This window comes from Vibrio sp. 99-70-13A1 (assembly GCF_013114625.1).
GTDB lineage: Bacteria > Pseudomonadota > Gammaproteobacteria > Enterobacterales > Vibrionaceae > Vibrio.
The window spans coordinates 40,416-56,104 of the sequence record NZ_VTXD01000025.1 but is presented as its reverse complement, the minus strand read 5'-3'; the positions used below and the strand labels follow the sequence as shown (position 1 = coordinate 56,104).

Genomic DNA, 15,689 nt, shown 5'->3' with positions numbered 1-15,689 from the left:
AATATCTCTGTGGCTCAGATGTATTTTTATTACTCTGCAATGAATGCGGGTAAATCTACAACACTTCTTCAATCCTCTTTTAACTATGAAGAACGCGGTATGACTCCTGTCATTTTTACCGCAGCACTTGATGACCGTTATGGTATCGGAAAAGTGAGTTCACGAATTGGTTTACAATCGGAAGCGCAATTATTTAGAAGTGATAGTGACCTTTTTGAAGCCATAAAAGAATTGAACGAGAAAGAGAAACGTCACTGTGTGTTGATTGATGAGTGTCAGTTCCTATCAAAAGAACAAGTTTATCAACTTACTGAAGTTGTCGATAAACTTCATATTCCGGTACTTTGCTATGGTTTAAGAACGGACTTTCTAGGTGAGCTATTTGAAGGCAGTAAGTACTTATTGTCTTGGGCAGACAAGTTAGTTGAGTTAAAAACAATTTGCCATTGTGGTCGTAAAGCTAACATGGTGATTCGCACCGACGAGCATGGTGTTGCTATCGCTGAAGGTGATCAAGTCGCTATTGGCGGTAATGATAAATATGTATCTGTTTGCCGTTTTCATTATAAAGATGCTCTAGGTAAATAATCATTTAGCCCCAGAATCACGGGCGATAAATCAAACAGTAAATGGCGACCATAATTGGTCGCCATTTTTATGCTTTACACAGTAAGAGGCTTTAATGTTTGGCAGATCGCTTGATAAGCAATTTCGACTTCATGTTGGATCGGCATTTCTATTTGAAAACCTTTCTTGGGGTAATCTCTAATTCGCTCAAAGTCAGCAAGTAATGCCTCAATGACCATAGGTAGCGGAAGCGATTCATTAAAGTAATCGACCCAGCTTTGCCAAGGAGAAGTAACCATCACTTGCTCAGCTTCTAGTGGCCACTGTTTTTGAAAGGTAGCGAAAGTTCGCTTTTCCATAAATGGCTTTTGTACCAATATAAAGGAAGTTGGAAACAGAAGTTTGTCGGATAGAATTTTGTGGGTGAATCGAACATTTTCACCAGTATTCGTCGCATTTGTTTCGGTGATGATTGCAGTCTTAGGCACGCCATTGTCTCTGGCTGTATCTGCAAAGGTTTCGGCTTCTGATTTATCGAAAAGTCCGTCAGTAAACCGACCTTTACCACCTGAAAATACGATATAGGGAGCAAAGCCTTGGTGGTATAGCTCGGCGGCGTACTCTGCGACTCGTAAATCATTACTGCATAATACAAATATGCAATCTGCCTTAGCTAATTCATGATTCATTCTCATGAAATCCCACAAGGTATCCAGATGACGGTGTAAGTGGATGTTGTTATTCATACAAAGCATCCAAGGTAGAATTAAAATAAAACTGATATCCAAGCTTTAAGAGCTTTTCAGGTGAAATCAGCTTGTCAGGTGTATCAACTTTAGGTGGTAAAGGAGAATCACTTTCTACTGAGTCTAAAGCCGCTTGATAGAATTCAGCTTTACTCACTGTATTCGGGGTCGTGGCGTTGACTATTTCTTTCGAAACATTATCAATACAGAATGACACAGCGCCAATGGCATCGCGTAAATGGATCATATTGGCTGGGGCAAGGGTACTTACTTGCTTCAGTTTCCCGGCAAAACGTGACGGGTGGCGTTCTGGCCCAATTAAGCCACTGCAACGTACAATCGTGTAATCCAATCCTGAATCAATGACATACTGCTCTGCACGTAGCATTATCTCTGCGTTAGAAGAAAACTCATCATTATTTACGACCAATTCAGATGAAGCATCTTCTTCATTCATAACACCACTTTTCAAAGGGTATACCGTTGTTGAGCTCACCATCATCACTTTATCTACATTGGCTTTCTTTGCAGCAGTGATGAGCTGGTGCCAGTAATTAGCATACTCATCTCCATTTGCTTTTCTAAATCCAGGAGGGAAGCAGCCAATTATTATTGATATTTCTCTGTTGAGTAGAAGGTTAGACAGTTCTTCAATAGCTTGCGTTGGAAGGTCACTATTAAATTGGAATTGTTCACAGGGTATACCTTGGCTAATGCATTCAGATAGACCAAGTTCGGTCGTCTTCGTGACGATTGAACCTATCCCTTTTTCTATTAGTGACTGACATAAGGGTTTACCTAACCAGCCACCGCCAATAATTAAAATAGATGCCATAAAAGAAACCCTATAAATAAAAAATTAACATACCCGTTAAAACGAAAAAACTCCACAGCTTGCGCATGTGGAGTCTTTGAATTCGAAGTTGTACTTACTTGATTACACGTAGTAGTTTGTCTGCACGTTCAGCGACTTCAATGCCTTCATCGGTCAGATAACCGCCGTCAGGTTGAGTGCAAAGACCTTTAGCAAATAAGCGCTTTACGGAGTCTTGCATTTCTTGGCTTGCTTCTTGATGAACTTTAATGCCCGTAGCTGCGCTACTGATGTCAAATTGGAGAAGAAGGTTTAAATCGGCAATGTGTTCAGCGGTGTATTTCATATTCAACCTATCAATTATAATGTTTATCTACCCTCACCTTAGTGCTCAACGCTACTTCAATCAACAAACAATAAATAAAATTGATAAGTGATACCAAATTGAAGAATTAATCGTCAGTGTAAAAATAAATGTATGTTGTTTTGTGTGAAATATATGCGTTTGATTGGTGTGCTTATGTCTATTTAATGAAGGCTGTAATATATTGGTTACATTATAAATAATCAGCGTCATATTTAGATGCTTTGAATTAAGGATGTTTTTGTGAAAGTCAGTAAAGTTGCATTGGCAGTAAGCGTATTACTAAGTGTTGTTGGTTGTCAGAGTACGTCGACAACCAGTGATTCAGCTCAAGAACCAACGAATATGGATGTTCAAACACAAACTGAAACTCGTACTTTCCAATCAATTCAACCAATTTACAAAGAGTGGGAAAAGACGCTGGTTGGGATTGCTTCTTTAGAAATCTACGCTCCAGAAAACTACAGTGACTTGCAAGATGCTTGGTCTGAAGCACAAGAGATTTATCTTGATATAGAAAAGAAACCAGAACTTTTCTTAAAAGATTATTCTATTTTCTCAAGCCAGACTTATGCAGAAGCATTTGATGAGCGAATTGCTGTGCTTGATACTAATTATAAATCAATGCTAGAGCTAAAAGATAAGTCCGATCGCGTTTTAGCGGATTCTATTGCCCAGATAGAGTACCTTCAATTTTTAGAGGCTGATAAGTTATTCTCATCAGACTACAAAAAAATATATTCGCAATATCGTGACTTATTTAACTATGTTTTAGTTGATGAGCTGGAAAATGCGCAAGAAGCACAAGTCGACTTTTTGAATAATGCAAGAAAGCTTGAAATTAAAGTAGTGAGAGAAAAGTACATTACTCCTTTAAATAAACAGTTGAAGACATTAGAAAATGAAGACTTCCATGAAGTGGCTCCACTGACTTTTTCTAAAGTGTCATCTCAAATTGACTTAGCAGAAAGCAAAATAGAAGCAAGTCCTAGAGATAAGTCAATTATTACTCTTGCGGTTGCATCCGCTGAATTTGAGTTGAACCATGTTCGAAATGTGGCTCAAGAAGTAAAACAACTGGCAAGTGTAGAAGATGATAAGTTTGAACAAGCAGTGCTACGAATGGAAAACAAGCTGTTGTCTATTTCAACTGTTGTGAATAATGAAGACTACCGTGACTTAGCTATTCGCGTTCAATCTCAAAAGATCATTGAGAGTATTTCTGAATTAAAAACTTCAAACCAAACCGTTGAGCTATCTTCTGAGGTAGATAAGTTGGCTGAGAAGTTGACGCTGTTAGAAAGTGAAAACAAGAAACAAGCCCAGCAATTAATTGACAGTGATAAACGTAGCCAGTTACTAACTGAGCAGATTGCACGCGGTGATGCTCATATTAAAAGTTTAGAAGAGTTGGTTTCAAATTTAAAAGGTGAAGGCGACAAAGCTTTAGCTAAAGATGCTGAACCAGCTGGAGTAAATAAAGCTGAAACTACTGCAGAAAATGATGTTGCACCAGTAGCAGATAGCGAATCATCTGCAGTAGATACTCCCCAATCTGAGGCAGCCCCTGAAGTTGCTCCTCAGACCAGCGAGCCAGAAGTGATTGCTGATAACGCATAATTTTACTGTTTTGTGATGTAGAAAAGCGCCTGATGGCGCTTTTTTTATTTCTGTTGATCTATGTCAAATTTATTTCGCCTAAGGATGAATCGTTGCCATACGAACTTATCTTAAAGGTTAACTTTTTGATTTTATTATTAAAAATGAAATTCTCTTCTGCTTTCAACATACTACTAAAGGTGTATTGATAATTCAGGGTTATCGATTTGTCTTTGTTAGCGTTACTTAGCTTGTTTTCTTGTAGAAAATAGCGCTTGAATAAAAAAATAAAAGGGAGGATTATCGCCAGCCCTAAACATGTTTCAAAATGTAAACGCTATGAACTTAAATCAATTTGACTCTTTATTACCACCCCAGATGGCTGAGCGAGCAGCAGAAATTGGTGTGGGTAAAGCCACTAAAGACCCTGTTAAGTCGTTCCTATTAGCCATATCAGCAGGCATCCATATTGGTATTGCATTTGTCTTTTACACTATCGTTACGACAGGTGCAGGTGATTTACCTTGGGGCATCACTAGGTTGCTCGGAGGATTAGCTTTTTCTCTTGGACTTATTCTTGTTGTGGTGGCGGGGGGCGAGTTGTTTACTAGTTCAGTGCTTACCTTAGTCGCGAGAGCCAGTGGCAAAATTAGTTGGCGAGTGCTGGTTAAAAACTGGGCAACCGTTTATGTTGGCAATTTGATTGGCGCGCTATTGCTGGTTGTGTGCATGCTTTTTACCAAACAGTACATGTTCGATAGTGGTCAAGTTGGTTTGAATGCGATGGCGATTTCGCAACACAAAATGCATCACGGCTTTTTCCAAGCCGTTGCGTTGGGAATCATGTGTAATGTTCTTGTTTGTATTGCTGTTTGGATGACGTTCAGCGGGCGTACATTAACAGATAAAATTGCGGTAATGATTCTGCCTGTCGCTATGTTTGTGTCAGCAGGTTTTGAGCACTGTATTGCAAACATGTACCAAGTCCCTCTTGCTATTGGCATTAAGACATTTGCCCCAGCTGAATTCTGGACGATGACAGGGGCGAACCCAGCGGATTATTTGGATCTAAATATGATGGATTTTATTACTAACAACTTACTGCCCGTAACGCTCGGTAATATCATCGGTGGTGGCATATTTGTTGGTATGTGGTACTGGTTAATCTATTTAAGAGACTAGCTTTAAATGCATTGTATTTAGAATACGCTACATTAGATTCGGCTTACCAAGAGGTAGGCCGATTTTGTATCTGCTCTTGGATAAACGTCCACATAGCTTTAGTCTTGATTTATAGCTTATAGCTTATAGCTTATAGCTTATAGCTGGGAGGTTATGTTTAAAGTTGGAAGGTTACTGTGGCGGTTTAAAATAGGATCACTTAGGCGGTTCTTTTTGTTGAAAATTAACTTAACGCGCCTTATTCAGTTTTTATTAATAGGTCGTATAAGCTCGAAATCGATACAGATAAGTGATGGTTAGCTTTTGGTTATCCACAGTTTCTGTGGATAACCTGTCTTAAAATCGGTGTGTAATCAAGTTTATAGCCGCCATATCAGCCATTCATTCATGCCCAACTTGTCTACTAAAATCCCGAGGAACGATAAGTTAAGAAGCTTTGAACACTCTGACTTTTACACGTCCTTCTTTGCTCAATATAACCTTTAAAGAAAGGTGAAGTGCTAAAGAAAGCGAAATGCTCATCATCGTAAAAATCGCAATCATGATCATAAGTTGGTACTTAATCGCAATCATGGGTGAGGTTCCTCCCAATATTTGACCAGTCATCATACCAGGTAACGTCACAAGCCCTGTTGTTGCCATAGAAGCCATTATTGGAGATACCGCCTTTTGCATTGACTCTTTCACGAAAGGAGCGGAAGCGTAGGCAGGAGAAGCTCCTAAAGAGATAGCTGCCTCATATTCTGATTGTCGATGCTCATATGAGCTAAAAAGGTTCTGTAACGCCACAATATTACAACTTAAGCAGTTACCTAAAAGCATCCCTGAAATTGGAATGAGATATTGAGCACCAAACACTGGTGTTGGCTTAATGATATAGAAACAGATGATCAGAACGATAGGGGTAGCGGTAATGGCAAGGCTAAACGCCATTGGAAGGATTAATAAGCGCTTAGGCAACTTTGCCTTACTAAGAATAGAGCTTGCTCCTATAAGGACCATTCCCATAAGCCACAGTAAGTTAACCACAAGGTTATTTAGAGTGAATAAATACTCAAGATAAAGGCCCACAAGGCACAATTGGAAAAACATTCTGAAGATACTGATCGTAGCTTCTGTACCAAGCTTTAATTTGAAACGTTGGTTTATCCAGATAGGCAATATGAGTATTGAGCTAAAAAACAGTAATTGCCACCACGAAATATCAATAACGTCTTGCATGAGAGCTCCTTATTATGGAGCTAGAATAGTAGCGTAATTGGGCCGTCATGACTGTTAGATTTCAATCCGATCCTACTAAAATAAAAACCCCCACCATTAACATAAACATAACAAGTGAGTGGCAAATTGTGCGCTTTTTGGCTACTACTTATTAGGTAAAAAGTAGCTTTCAGTTGATATTGTGTAATGAAAATGTACCTTTTTAACATGCTCGTATCATTATTAATTTGTCATATTTGTTAATACTTTTTAATATATATTATTAACTGCAAACATCTATGGATGACCTCAAAAAAGTGTTGAATAACAAGGTTTCTAGCCATTGAATTGATTGAACCCTACTTTGTGTATGGTCTAATATTTGTAGTTAGAAACTAAAAAACTTTGGCTCATTACACTGGGCTCCTCGGAATTACTAAATACAAAATAGGCAAAATGTATGAGTGATGTTAATAAAATTGAAAATGGCGAAAAACAATCGCTGGAGTGGAAGTCATTCCTCTTCATTGCTGTTGTTCTCTTTCCAATCCTTAGTGTGGCATTCGTTGGTGGCTATGGGTTCATCGTTTGGGCTCTACAAGTCTTCTTCTTAGGTCCTCCTGGCGCTCATGGCGGCATGTAACGCCAAAGCTTCCTTCCACTTTTTTGATTGATTTTTAAGAGAGCTAAACATGAAATCATTTTTAGTTAAATTATGGCGCACAATGACTCGCCCAGCAGTACACATTAGTCTTGGTGTGCTAACTATGGGTGGCTTTATCGCTGGTGTTATCTTTTGGGGTGGTTTTAACACCGCTTTAGAAGCAACCAACACAGAAGAATTTTGTATCAGCTGTCACACAATGCGTGACAATGTATACGTAGAACTGCAAGAAACGGTTCACTGGAAAAACACATCTGGTGTACGCGCAACTTGTCCTGACTGTCACGTTCCACATGAATGGACAGCAAAAATTGCTCGTAAGATGCAAGCATCGAAAGAAGTATTCGCGCAAGTATTTGGTGACTTAGATACTCCTGAGAAATTCGAAGCTCGTCGTATTGAATTAGCGAAACACGAATGGGACCGTTTTTCTTCGAACAAATCGTTGGAATGTAAAAACTGTCACAACTACGATTCAATGGATTTTGAAAACATGCGCCCAACAGCGCGTATCCAAATGAAGAATGCAGCAGAGCGCGACCAAAGCTGTGTTGATTGTCATAAGGGTATTGCTCACAACCTTCCAATGGATATGGCATCAGCAAGCGGCATTGTTGGCGAACTAGAAAATGTGGCAAGTAGCACATCTTATGCTTCAGGCAACGATGTTATTTCAATTCGTCACCTTCCAATGTACACGGATGAAACTGCAGAAGTAGAAGCTGGCCTTCTAAGCCCTGCAAGTAAAGTGGCTGTGATTGATGAAAAAGGCGACATGATCAAAATCCAAATTGATGGTTGGCGTAAAGCGAAGGGCTTCGGACGTGTAATCCAAGAAGACTTCGGTATGAACATTTCAACGGCTATCTTGACGAAAGACGTGTCTCAAAGTGATGTAGTCACTGTTGGTGATAAGAAAGAAGATGAGCTTACTGGCCTGCCATGGGAAGAAGTAAACCTAGCGCTTTGGATGAAAAAAGAGTCTATGGTTGATAACTTCGATCCAATCTGGAACGCAGCTGGTCAAGCGTACCAATCAAACTGTTCTACATGTCACTCACAACCTGATGAAGCTCACTTCAGCGCGAACGGTTGGGTAGGGATGCTAGACGGCATGATTGCATTCGTAAACTTCGATACAGATACAGAAGCACTTGTTCTTAAGTATCTACAGAAGCACTCATCAGATTTTTCTGAAGGTCATCACTAATAAGACGTCAATTGGAGTAACACAATGGCAATTACAAGAAGAAGTTTTCTGAAAGGTGTCGCGACTACTAGTGCGGCATCGGTTATTGGCCCAAGTTTATTGGCGTCGGCATCTGCTTCAGCAGCAGAAACAGAGGGAACTTGGAAGGTATCAGGTTCTCACTGGGGTGCTTTCCGTGCTCGTGTTTATGCGGGTAAAGTACAAGAAATTAAACCTTTAGAAATCGATCAGCACCCAACTGAAATGCTGAAAGGTATCAAAGGTATTATTTACAGCCCATCACGTGTGCGTTACCCAATGGTACGCCTAGATTGGTTGAAGAAGCACAAATACAGCGCTGACACGCGTGGTAACAACCGTTTTATTCGTGTGACTTGGGATGAGGCACTAGACCTTGTTTACCGCGAACTAGAGCGCGTACAGAAAGATTACGGTCCATGGGCGCTTCACACAGGTCAAACTGGTTGGAGACAAACTGGTCAGTTCCACAGCTGTACTAACCATATGCAACGTGCAATGGCGCTTCATGGTTACTCTGTGAAGAAAATCGGTGACTACTCAACAGGTGCTGGTCAAACGATCATGCCTTACGTGCTAGGTTCTACTGAAGTTTACGCACAAGGTACATCTTGGGAACTTATCCTAGAAAACAGTGACAACATTGTTCTTTGGGGTAATGATCCAGTGAAAAACCTGCAAGTAGGTTGGACATGTGAAACGCACGAGTCGTTCGCATATCTAGAACAGCTGAAAGAAAAAGTCGCTAAGAAAGAGATCAACGTTGTTTCTGTTGACCCTGTTAAAAACAAAACAGGTCGCTTCTTAGAAAACGAGCAAATGTACATCAACCCACAAACTGATGTGGCGTTCATGCTTGGTGTTGCTCACGTTCTTTACAACGAAGACCTATACGATAAGAAGTTCATCGAAACTTACTGTCTAGGTTTTGAAGATTTCATCAAGTACGTTCAAGGTGAAACGAAAGATAAAGTTGAGAAGACGCCTGAGTGGGCTGCAGAAATCTGTGGCGCAAGCGCTGACTCAATCCGTGATTTCGCTAAAATGCTGGTTAACGGTCGTACACAGATTCTTGTTGGTTGGAGTATCCAGCGTCAAGAGCACGGTGAACAGCCTTACTGGATGTGTGCTGTTATCGCTGCAATGGTTGGTCAAATTGGTCTACCAGGCGGTGGTATTTCTTACGGTCACCACTATTCAGGTATCGGTGTATCTTCAACTGGTTTCGCTGCTCCGGGCTCTTTCCCGTTGAACATCGACCAAGGTCAATCACCTAAGCACACCAATACTGATTACAACGGTTACAGCCGTGTAATCCCGGTTGCACGTTGGGTTGATAGCTTGCTAGAACCTGGTAAGAAGATCAAAGCAAATGGTGGAACGGTAACACTGCCTGATATCAAGATGATGGTGTTCAGTGGTAACAACCCGTGGCATCACCACCAAGATCGCAACAAGATGCGTAAAGCATTCAAGAGCCTACAAACGGTAGTCGCTGTTGATTTCGCTTGGACTGCAACTTGCCGTCATTCTGATATCGTACTTCCAGCATGTACTCAGTGGGAACGTAATGATATCGATGGCTACGGTGCGTATTCTGGTCGTGGTTTGATTGCAATGCACAAGCTTGTTGATCCTCTGTTCCAGTCTAAGACAGACTTTGAAATCATGTCTAGCTTGACTAAACGTTGGGGTCGTTACGACGATTACACACGTGGTATGGATGAAATGCAGTGGGTTAAGTCATTATATGACAACTGCCGTGCAGCAAATGAAGGCACTATTGAGATGCCAGAGTTTGCTGAGTTCTGGGAAAAAGGTTTCCTAGACTTCGGTAAAGGTAAGCCTTGGACTCGTCACGCATCATTCCGTGAAGATCCAGAGATCAACGCGCTAGGTACACCTTCTGGTTTCATCGAAATTACAAGCCGTACTGTTGGTAATATGGGTTACGAGCACTGTCAAGAACACCCAATGTGGTTTGAAAAATCTGAACGTTCACATGGTGGTCCAGGTTCTGACAAACACCCGTACTGGCTACAGTCTTGTCACCCTGATAAGCGTCTTCACTCTCAGATGTGTGAATCTGAAGAGTGGCGTGCGACTTATGCGGTACAAGGGCGTGAGCCAATCTACATCAACCCAACTGATGCTAAGAAGAAAGGCATCAAAGATGGCGATGTAGTACGCGTTTTCAACGACCGTGGTCAACTACTAGCAGGTGCTGTTCTAATGGATAGCTATGCTCCTGGTGTTGTACGTATCGAAGAAGGTGCTTGGTACGGTCCAATGAACGAGAACGTGGGCGCGCTAGATACATACGGCGATCCAAACACACTAACTCAAGACATTCCATCTTCTGAGCTAGCTCAGGCGACATCAGCAAACACTTGTCTTGTTGATTTCGAGAAGTTCACTGGTAAGTTACCTCCAGTGACTTCATTCGGCGGCCCGATTGAAGTATCGTAGTTTGCTTATCAAGTAGTTTGTCAAACAATAGATAGATAAACCGCTCGCTATAGCGTTATTGAAGCCCGAGAACATCATTGTTCTCGGGCTTTTTGTTTGCGCTCTAGTTATCTTAAATCTATTGGAAAAGGTTTGAATGTTGAAGCCAGACAGAACGGTTTGGAATGGTGTCCTAGTTTGTGTTTGGTCTTCACCCATATAACGTTTCTATCAGAAAGTGTTAACCCACAGCTTTAACTCGCTACAAATAATAGTATAGCCAGTCCTATTTCTTTGTTTAATCTCCATCCTAAGCATCCTAAGCATCCTAAGCATCCTAAGCATCCTAAGCATCCTAAGCATCCTAAGCATCCTAGCTATAGCAAACGGAGATTAAGCTCCCTAACTACTTAGTTCTGTATCTTCCTCATGAGCGAGAATTAATTCAGAGTAATACGTTAGTAGGTACGATGTATTACCCATCAATATTGGTGAGATTTTATTCTATGGACGCTTGATAGAAATCGAGGACATCGCAATAAATAAACGCAACAAAGCTAAGGAGCTGGAGTGATTCACTTGGGTTATTATATGCCTGATAGAAATGAGATTTTGGAGAGTGATTGCCAATGTTTGTTTTTTATCCGCTTTTGTCAAAGCATCTAAAAATTAACATCTCTAGAAAATATATTTTTATTTTTTATTAGCGGAAAATACACAAAAATTTGAGATCTCTCTCACTCAAAGTATATCGAATGGTATTTTTTTTGTTCGAATTTTATGTTTTTTTATGTTTAAGGTTATTAATTGAGCTGGTTGTTTATGTTTTTTTATTTGTGTTGAGTGGTGTTTTTACCTAAATTCAGCCCCAGAAAAGCTTTGTTAACTCCCTCGCATAATAAATACTTATAGGTATAAAAATGAAAAAGACAGCAGTAGCGATCGCATTATCACTTGTAACGGGTTCAACTTTTGCAGCAGAAGCACTTACAGGTGAGCAATTCACTGTATCTGGTGAACTTGCAGCAGGTTTCTATTCAGACTCTAGCCGTACTGAAGACGAAGTTTACAACGGTGGTGTAACTGGTTTCGATATCTTCGCTGATTACGAAAACGGTAAGATTGTAGGTAAATTTGGCGGTGAGTTCGACGTTGAAGACGACTACGCAACAACAGATTCTACTTTCACTATCACTGATACTTGGGTTGGTTACAAAACAGGTTTTGGTATCGCTTCTGTAGGTTACGCAAACGACACTGCTCTAGACGCAGTTGATGGCGCAGCTGACCAAACAATTGAATTCCTATGGTCTCCTTCTGATGCTTCAGATGCACGTCAAGTTGTAAAATTTGAAGGCGAGAAAGAAGGCATCAAATACGGTATTTCTTACTTCGGTGACCGTAACTACGAATCTCTAGACGCTCAAAGTGGTTTCAACGGTTACGTTGGTTACGCAACTGAGACATTCTCTATCAATGCTGGTTACGAAGATAACGCTCAAAAAGAAGGCAGCACTGATAAACTATACCTAGTAAACGGTACTGTAACTGTTGGTGAAATCGGTCTAGGCGCTACTTTCGCTGAAGAAGAAGATTCTGCTGGTCTTAAAACTAAGCTAGTAAACGCTTCTGCTGGTTACTCTATGGCTGAACTATACCTAGCAATGGGTTACGTGAAAGTTGAAGATATTCGTGAAGCAATCAACGTTGGTGGTTCTTACGCTATTACTGAAAACTTCACAGCTCTAGTTGATATCGCATACCACATCTCTGATGAAGGTTACGTTACTGCAAACAAAGGCTGGGAAAAGGGTGACGTTGAGTCATTCGTTAAACTAGCTTACGCATTTTAATTAAAAGTTTATATTTATGGTCCGAATAGGACCATTTATCAGCAGGATGCTTAGACGTTAATCCACTGCCTTTTTGTGCCCTCCGGAGTTGGAGGGCCTTTTTCGTTTTGTACATTCGTAATTGCTATCGCTTAAAAAAGGGCAAAGCAGGGAGGTAAATTCTATAATTCAAAAAAGAACCAATAACCATAAGCAAACAGTAGAGCCGGAATGGCAGAATAGATTGTTGCCACAAGAGCAGCTTTAGGTGCCATTGCAATTGCAGGGAAGAGGGCATCCCCGTCATTTGAAATTGCATTACCTATTTGAGCTGATAGCGGTAACGCACCAGATAAATATAGACTTGTCACGAGTAATTGAGGTCCGCAACCAGGTAATAGCCCCATGAGTACACCTGCTAGAGGGAGTAGTAATCCCCAACTAGAAAATACAGCAGCAAAATCAATTTGAGCAATTTCCGCACCAAATTCGAAAATTAAGAAGGCAACTACAACCCAAGCGGTAACAAAGTTAGTATCTTGCGCCGTTTTTTGCATCGGGTGTGAGCTGACTGATTTTTCATCCTCACTTACTACAGAACGGTAGTCATCTATTTCCTTTGTCAGAGCCCATAAAGACATCGAAACGAGCAGTAATATTGCTCCACTCCACTCCATCGTCATTTCAGGCAAGGCAAACATCGAATTAACGTCAACTTGAAATGAGCCGAGCAGCGCCACAACCGCACCGGGAATAATTAATAAACCCCATAGCATGCCTTGAAGGTTAATTGCATTTCTTATTATGTTCTGTTTGCTTTCAGATTCATTATCTCCAGCGCAATGAGGGAACATTTTTTGAACGGTTTCATTTTCGTTATCGGGTCTTAAAAAATCATCTTTATGAAAAGCATTAATAATTAACCCAGAGACAGAACCAACAATAACTCCCATTGCTACCATTGCGAATCCAGTTTTAGGCTCACTCGCCAATAGAAGAAAAGCAGCGTCTCCCATGGTAGAAACTAAAACGGCCACAACTGAACCAAATCCTAGTCGCCCAGAAATAAATTGAGTGGTAACAACAATAGCACCTCCACAACCAGGCAATGCTCCCATTAAGGCTGAGAAAATGACTTGGTGAGAGCGTGTTTTGTATGCCATTCGGCTGAAAAGGTTATTGCTTGAGACGTGTTTACTTAGCAAGTGATATATAGCAAGCGTTAGTGCTACGTAGCATGATACTGCCCAAAATGCGTCGGAAAGCGTTGCGACAGTCAGTTCACGAGTGGCTGGCGCCACCATTAAAGCAAGTAAAAAAACGGGTAAAAGTACACGTTTAAAAGAAAAAGAAAACTGACTTTTATCCACAATATTGTTTGGAAGTTGGGAGACAAATTGGCTCATAAAATACAATCCTAAATGATAACTATTTACAACTATATACTAATGATAATAATTCTCAATTGTATTTAGGTTTTTTTTGTAATTGGTCACTCGAAGAGGGCTAACGAACAAATGATCATTGCAAAAAAATAAGGTAAAGTACTGCCCATATAAAAAAGCTCTTAAACAGAGCGGTACTTGATAGGTAATAGGAAGCAAAATGATTTTAGTTGTTGGTCATAAGAACCCAGATAGCGATAGTATTTGTAGTGCACTTGTTGCGACTGAGCTTTTACAAGCTCGTGGTCTAGAAGCAATGCCAATCCGTCAAGGTGAAATCAATCGTGAAACTCAGCACATTTTAGAAGTTGCAGATGCAGAATCTCCAGAACTTCGCACCTCTGTTGCTGGCGAAAAAATCTGGCTAGTAGACTACTCAGATCTAGCGCAAGCACCTGATGATGTTGCTGACGCTGAAATCTTAGGTATTGTTGACCACCACCGCCTTGGTGATGTAATGACAGTTAATCCAATGGAAGCGTGGATTTGGCCTGTTGGCTGTACTAACACTGTTCTTTTCAACATGTACAAAATTGAAGGTCATTCTATTTCTCAGAAGATTGCAAAGCTTATGATGTCTGCAATTCTATCTGACACGGTTGGCTTTGCTTCTCCAACATGTACTCAAAAAGATAAAGATGCAGTGGCTGAACTTGCTGAAATCGCAGGTGTGACAGACATTGATACTTTCATTAAAGATCTTTTGATTGCTAAAACGAATATTGAAGGTCTATCTGCTGCTGAACTAGTAGAGAAAGATTTAAAAGGTTACCCATTCAACGGTCGTGATGTGGTTGTTGGTCAAGTTGAACTTGCAACTCTTGAGCAAGTCGATGGCATGATTGAAGCGCTTGAAGCTGACTTAGAAGCTCGTTGTGAAAAAGACGGTCTAGCGTTTGCTGCAGTAATGCTAACGGACATCACAACCGCTCAAACTCGCCTGCTTTACAAAGGTGAGTGGGCAGAGATGCTAGTGAAGCATGAAGTAAACGGTCAGCTAATGATGGAAAATACTTTAAGCCGTAAGAAGCAAGGTTGGCCTTGGCTTCAAGGTGAACTTGCTTAAGTTTCACCAAGAACAAATATTAAAGCGCCTACTGGTTTCAGTGGGCGTTTTTATTTTAATCTATCTTTACTTGTTCGCTATCCTTGCTATAAGTGAATACAGAAAACAAGCCGCAGGAAAAATAAAATGACAAAACAGTTAGATGATAAGCAATTAGCTGATATCAACAAACTCGATGGTGAACAGCGTTTGAAATACTGTGTTAAAGAGATCGTTGCAAATCGTGAAGTTTGGATCTTAAAGGATGAGCATGGCTGTGTAATGCTGAATACTGAAGAGGAAGACTGCGTACCAGTGTGGCCTAACCAAGAATTTGCAGAGCAATGGGCTACTGGCGAGTGGGCTGATTGTACTGCGGAGTCTATCGGATTAAATAAATGGCATAGTCGCTGGACAGTAGGTTTAGAAGACGACGAACTGGCTATCGTGGTTTTCCCAAATCAGAATGAAGAAGGTGTGATTCTTTTCCCAGATGAATTCGACTTTGAATTAAAGAAACAAGCTTCTAAGCGTTAAATAAACAAGTAAACGTTA

14 protein-coding genes are annotated in these 15,689 nt (G+C 40.6%); 9 read left to right on the top strand and 5 right to left on the bottom strand.

The genetic code is table 11. The annotated features are described in order from the left end of the window. The first annotated feature begins 9 nt into the window (after positions 1 to 9). On the top strand, positions 10 to 588 hold the full coding sequence (locus tag F0226_RS15640; RefSeq protein WP_137372994.1) for a thymidine kinase: 579 nt from the start codon (positions 10 to 12) through the stop codon (positions 586 to 588). 74 nt (positions 589 to 662) lie between these two features. On the opposite strand, the gene F0226_RS15635 is transcribed toward F0226_RS15640, so the two are convergent. From F0226_RS15635 to F0226_RS15625, 3 genes are all read right to left on the bottom strand, one after another. Further along, on the bottom strand, positions 663 to 1,262 hold the full coding sequence (locus tag F0226_RS15635) for a YdcF family protein (protein WP_171736525.1): 600 nt from the start codon (positions 1,260 to 1,262) through the stop codon (positions 663 to 665). 43 nt (positions 1,263 to 1,305) lie between these two features. Next, entirely contained in the window at positions 1,306 to 2,148 is an 843-nt protein-coding gene (locus F0226_RS15630) for an NAD(P)H-binding protein (protein ID WP_171736511.1), read from the bottom strand. Between the two features lie 94 nt (positions 2,149 to 2,242). Continuing rightward, complete coding sequence (locus F0226_RS15625) at positions 2,243 to 2,473, bottom strand: TIGR02647 family protein (RefSeq protein ID WP_171736510.1); 231 nt, start codon at positions 2,471 to 2,473, stop codon at positions 2,243 to 2,245. 261 nt (positions 2,474 to 2,734) lie between these two features. Here F0226_RS15625 and F0226_RS15620 point away from each other — a divergent pair, with 261 nt between their 5' ends. Beyond that, on the top strand, positions 2,735 to 4,111 hold the full coding sequence (locus F0226_RS15620) for an ATPase (protein WP_171736509.1): 1,377 nt from the start codon (positions 2,735 to 2,737) through the stop codon (positions 4,109 to 4,111). Between the two features lie 318 nt (positions 4,112 to 4,429). Beyond that, positions 4,430 to 5,272: a formate transporter FocA gene (gene focA, locus F0226_RS15615; protein WP_171736508.1), complete on the top strand. Its 843-nt coding sequence runs from the start codon at positions 4,430 to 4,432 to the stop codon at positions 5,270 to 5,272. A 426-nt stretch (positions 5,273 to 5,698) separates the two neighbouring features. On the opposite strand, the gene F0226_RS15610 is transcribed toward focA, so the two are convergent. Continuing rightward, positions 5,699 to 6,493 carry an ABC transporter permease gene (locus F0226_RS15610; RefSeq protein WP_171736507.1) on the bottom strand — a complete coding sequence of 265 codons (795 nt, stop codon included), beginning with the start codon at positions 6,491 to 6,493 and terminating at the stop codon, positions 5,699 to 5,701. Positions 6,494 to 6,932: 439 nt separating this feature from the next. On the opposite strand from F0226_RS15610, the gene torE reads away from it, so the two are divergent. The 4 genes from torE (at position 6,933) to F0226_RS15590 (ending at position 12,665) form a co-directional block, all read left to right on the top strand. Continuing rightward, complete coding sequence (gene torE, locus F0226_RS15605; RefSeq protein ID WP_137372999.1) at positions 6,933 to 7,115, top strand: trimethylamine N-oxide reductase system protein TorE; 183 nt, start codon at positions 6,933 to 6,935, stop codon at positions 7,113 to 7,115. Positions 7,116 to 7,164: 49 nt separating this feature from the next. After that, the gene (gene torC / locus F0226_RS15600) at positions 7,165 to 8,346 is read left to right on the top strand and encodes a pentaheme c-type cytochrome TorC (protein WP_171736506.1); all 1,182 of its coding nucleotides are present in this window, start codon (positions 7,165 to 7,167) and stop codon (positions 8,344 to 8,346) included. 24 nt (positions 8,347 to 8,370) lie between these two features. Continuing rightward, the gene (torA, locus tag F0226_RS15595; protein WP_171736505.1) at positions 8,371 to 10,833 is read left to right on the top strand and encodes a trimethylamine-N-oxide reductase TorA; all 2,463 of its coding nucleotides are present in this window, start codon (positions 8,371 to 8,373) and stop codon (positions 10,831 to 10,833) included. 899 nt (positions 10,834 to 11,732) lie between these two features. Further along, complete coding sequence (locus F0226_RS15590) at positions 11,733 to 12,665, top strand: porin (protein ID WP_171736504.1); 933 nt, start codon at positions 11,733 to 11,735, stop codon at positions 12,663 to 12,665. Between the two features lie 161 nt (positions 12,666 to 12,826). On the opposite strand, the gene F0226_RS15585 is transcribed toward F0226_RS15590, so the two are convergent. Beyond that, complete coding sequence (locus F0226_RS15585; RefSeq protein ID WP_171736503.1) at positions 12,827 to 14,050, bottom strand: putative manganese transporter; 1,224 nt, start codon at positions 14,048 to 14,050, stop codon at positions 12,827 to 12,829. Positions 14,051 to 14,249: 199 nt separating this feature from the next. Between F0226_RS15585 and F0226_RS15580 the strand changes: the two genes are divergently transcribed. Together F0226_RS15580 and F0226_RS15575 are read left to right on the top strand one after the other, a co-directional pair. Further along, positions 14,250 to 15,155: a manganese-dependent inorganic pyrophosphatase gene (locus F0226_RS15580; protein ID WP_171736502.1), complete on the top strand. Its 906-nt coding sequence runs from the start codon at positions 14,250 to 14,252 to the stop codon at positions 15,153 to 15,155. Between the two features lie 126 nt (positions 15,156 to 15,281). After that, complete coding sequence (locus F0226_RS15575) at positions 15,282 to 15,671, top strand: DUF2750 domain-containing protein (protein ID WP_171736501.1); 390 nt, start codon at positions 15,282 to 15,284, stop codon at positions 15,669 to 15,671. The last annotated feature ends 18 nt before the right edge of the window (positions 15,672 to 15,689 follow it).

Coding starts and splice junctions, on each gene's coding strand:
- F0226_RS15635 (WP_171736525.1), bottom strand. CDS start 1,262: ATGAGAATGAATCATGAATTAGCTAAGGCAGATTGCATATTTGTATTA.
- F0226_RS15630 (WP_171736511.1), bottom strand. CDS start 2,148: ATGGCATCTATTTTAATTATTGGCGGTGGCTGGTTAGGTAAACCCTTA.
- F0226_RS15625 (WP_171736510.1), bottom strand. CDS start 2,473: ATGAAATACACCGCTGAACACATTGCCGATTTAAACCTTCTTCTCCAA.
- focA (WP_171736508.1), top strand. CDS start 4,430: ATGAACTTAAATCAATTTGACTCTTTATTACCACCCCAGATGGCTGAG.
- F0226_RS15610 (WP_171736507.1), bottom strand. CDS start 6,493: ATGCAAGACGTTATTGATATTTCGTGGTGGCAATTACTGTTTTTTAGC.
- torE (WP_137372999.1), top strand. CDS start 6,933: ATGAGTGATGTTAATAAAATTGAAAATGGCGAAAAACAATCGCTGGAG.
- torC (WP_171736506.1), top strand. CDS start 7,165: ATGAAATCATTTTTAGTTAAATTATGGCGCACAATGACTCGCCCAGCA.
- torA (WP_171736505.1), top strand. CDS start 8,371: ATGGCAATTACAAGAAGAAGTTTTCTGAAAGGTGTCGCGACTACTAGT.
- F0226_RS15590 (WP_171736504.1), top strand. CDS start 11,733: ATGAAAAAGACAGCAGTAGCGATCGCATTATCACTTGTAACGGGTTCA.
- F0226_RS15585 (WP_171736503.1), bottom strand. CDS start 14,050: ATGAGCCAATTTGTCTCCCAACTTCCAAACAATATTGTGGATAAAAGT.
- F0226_RS15580 (WP_171736502.1), top strand. CDS start 14,250: ATGATTTTAGTTGTTGGTCATAAGAACCCAGATAGCGATAGTATTTGT.
- F0226_RS15575 (WP_171736501.1), top strand. CDS start 15,282: ATGACAAAACAGTTAGATGATAAGCAATTAGCTGATATCAACAAACTC.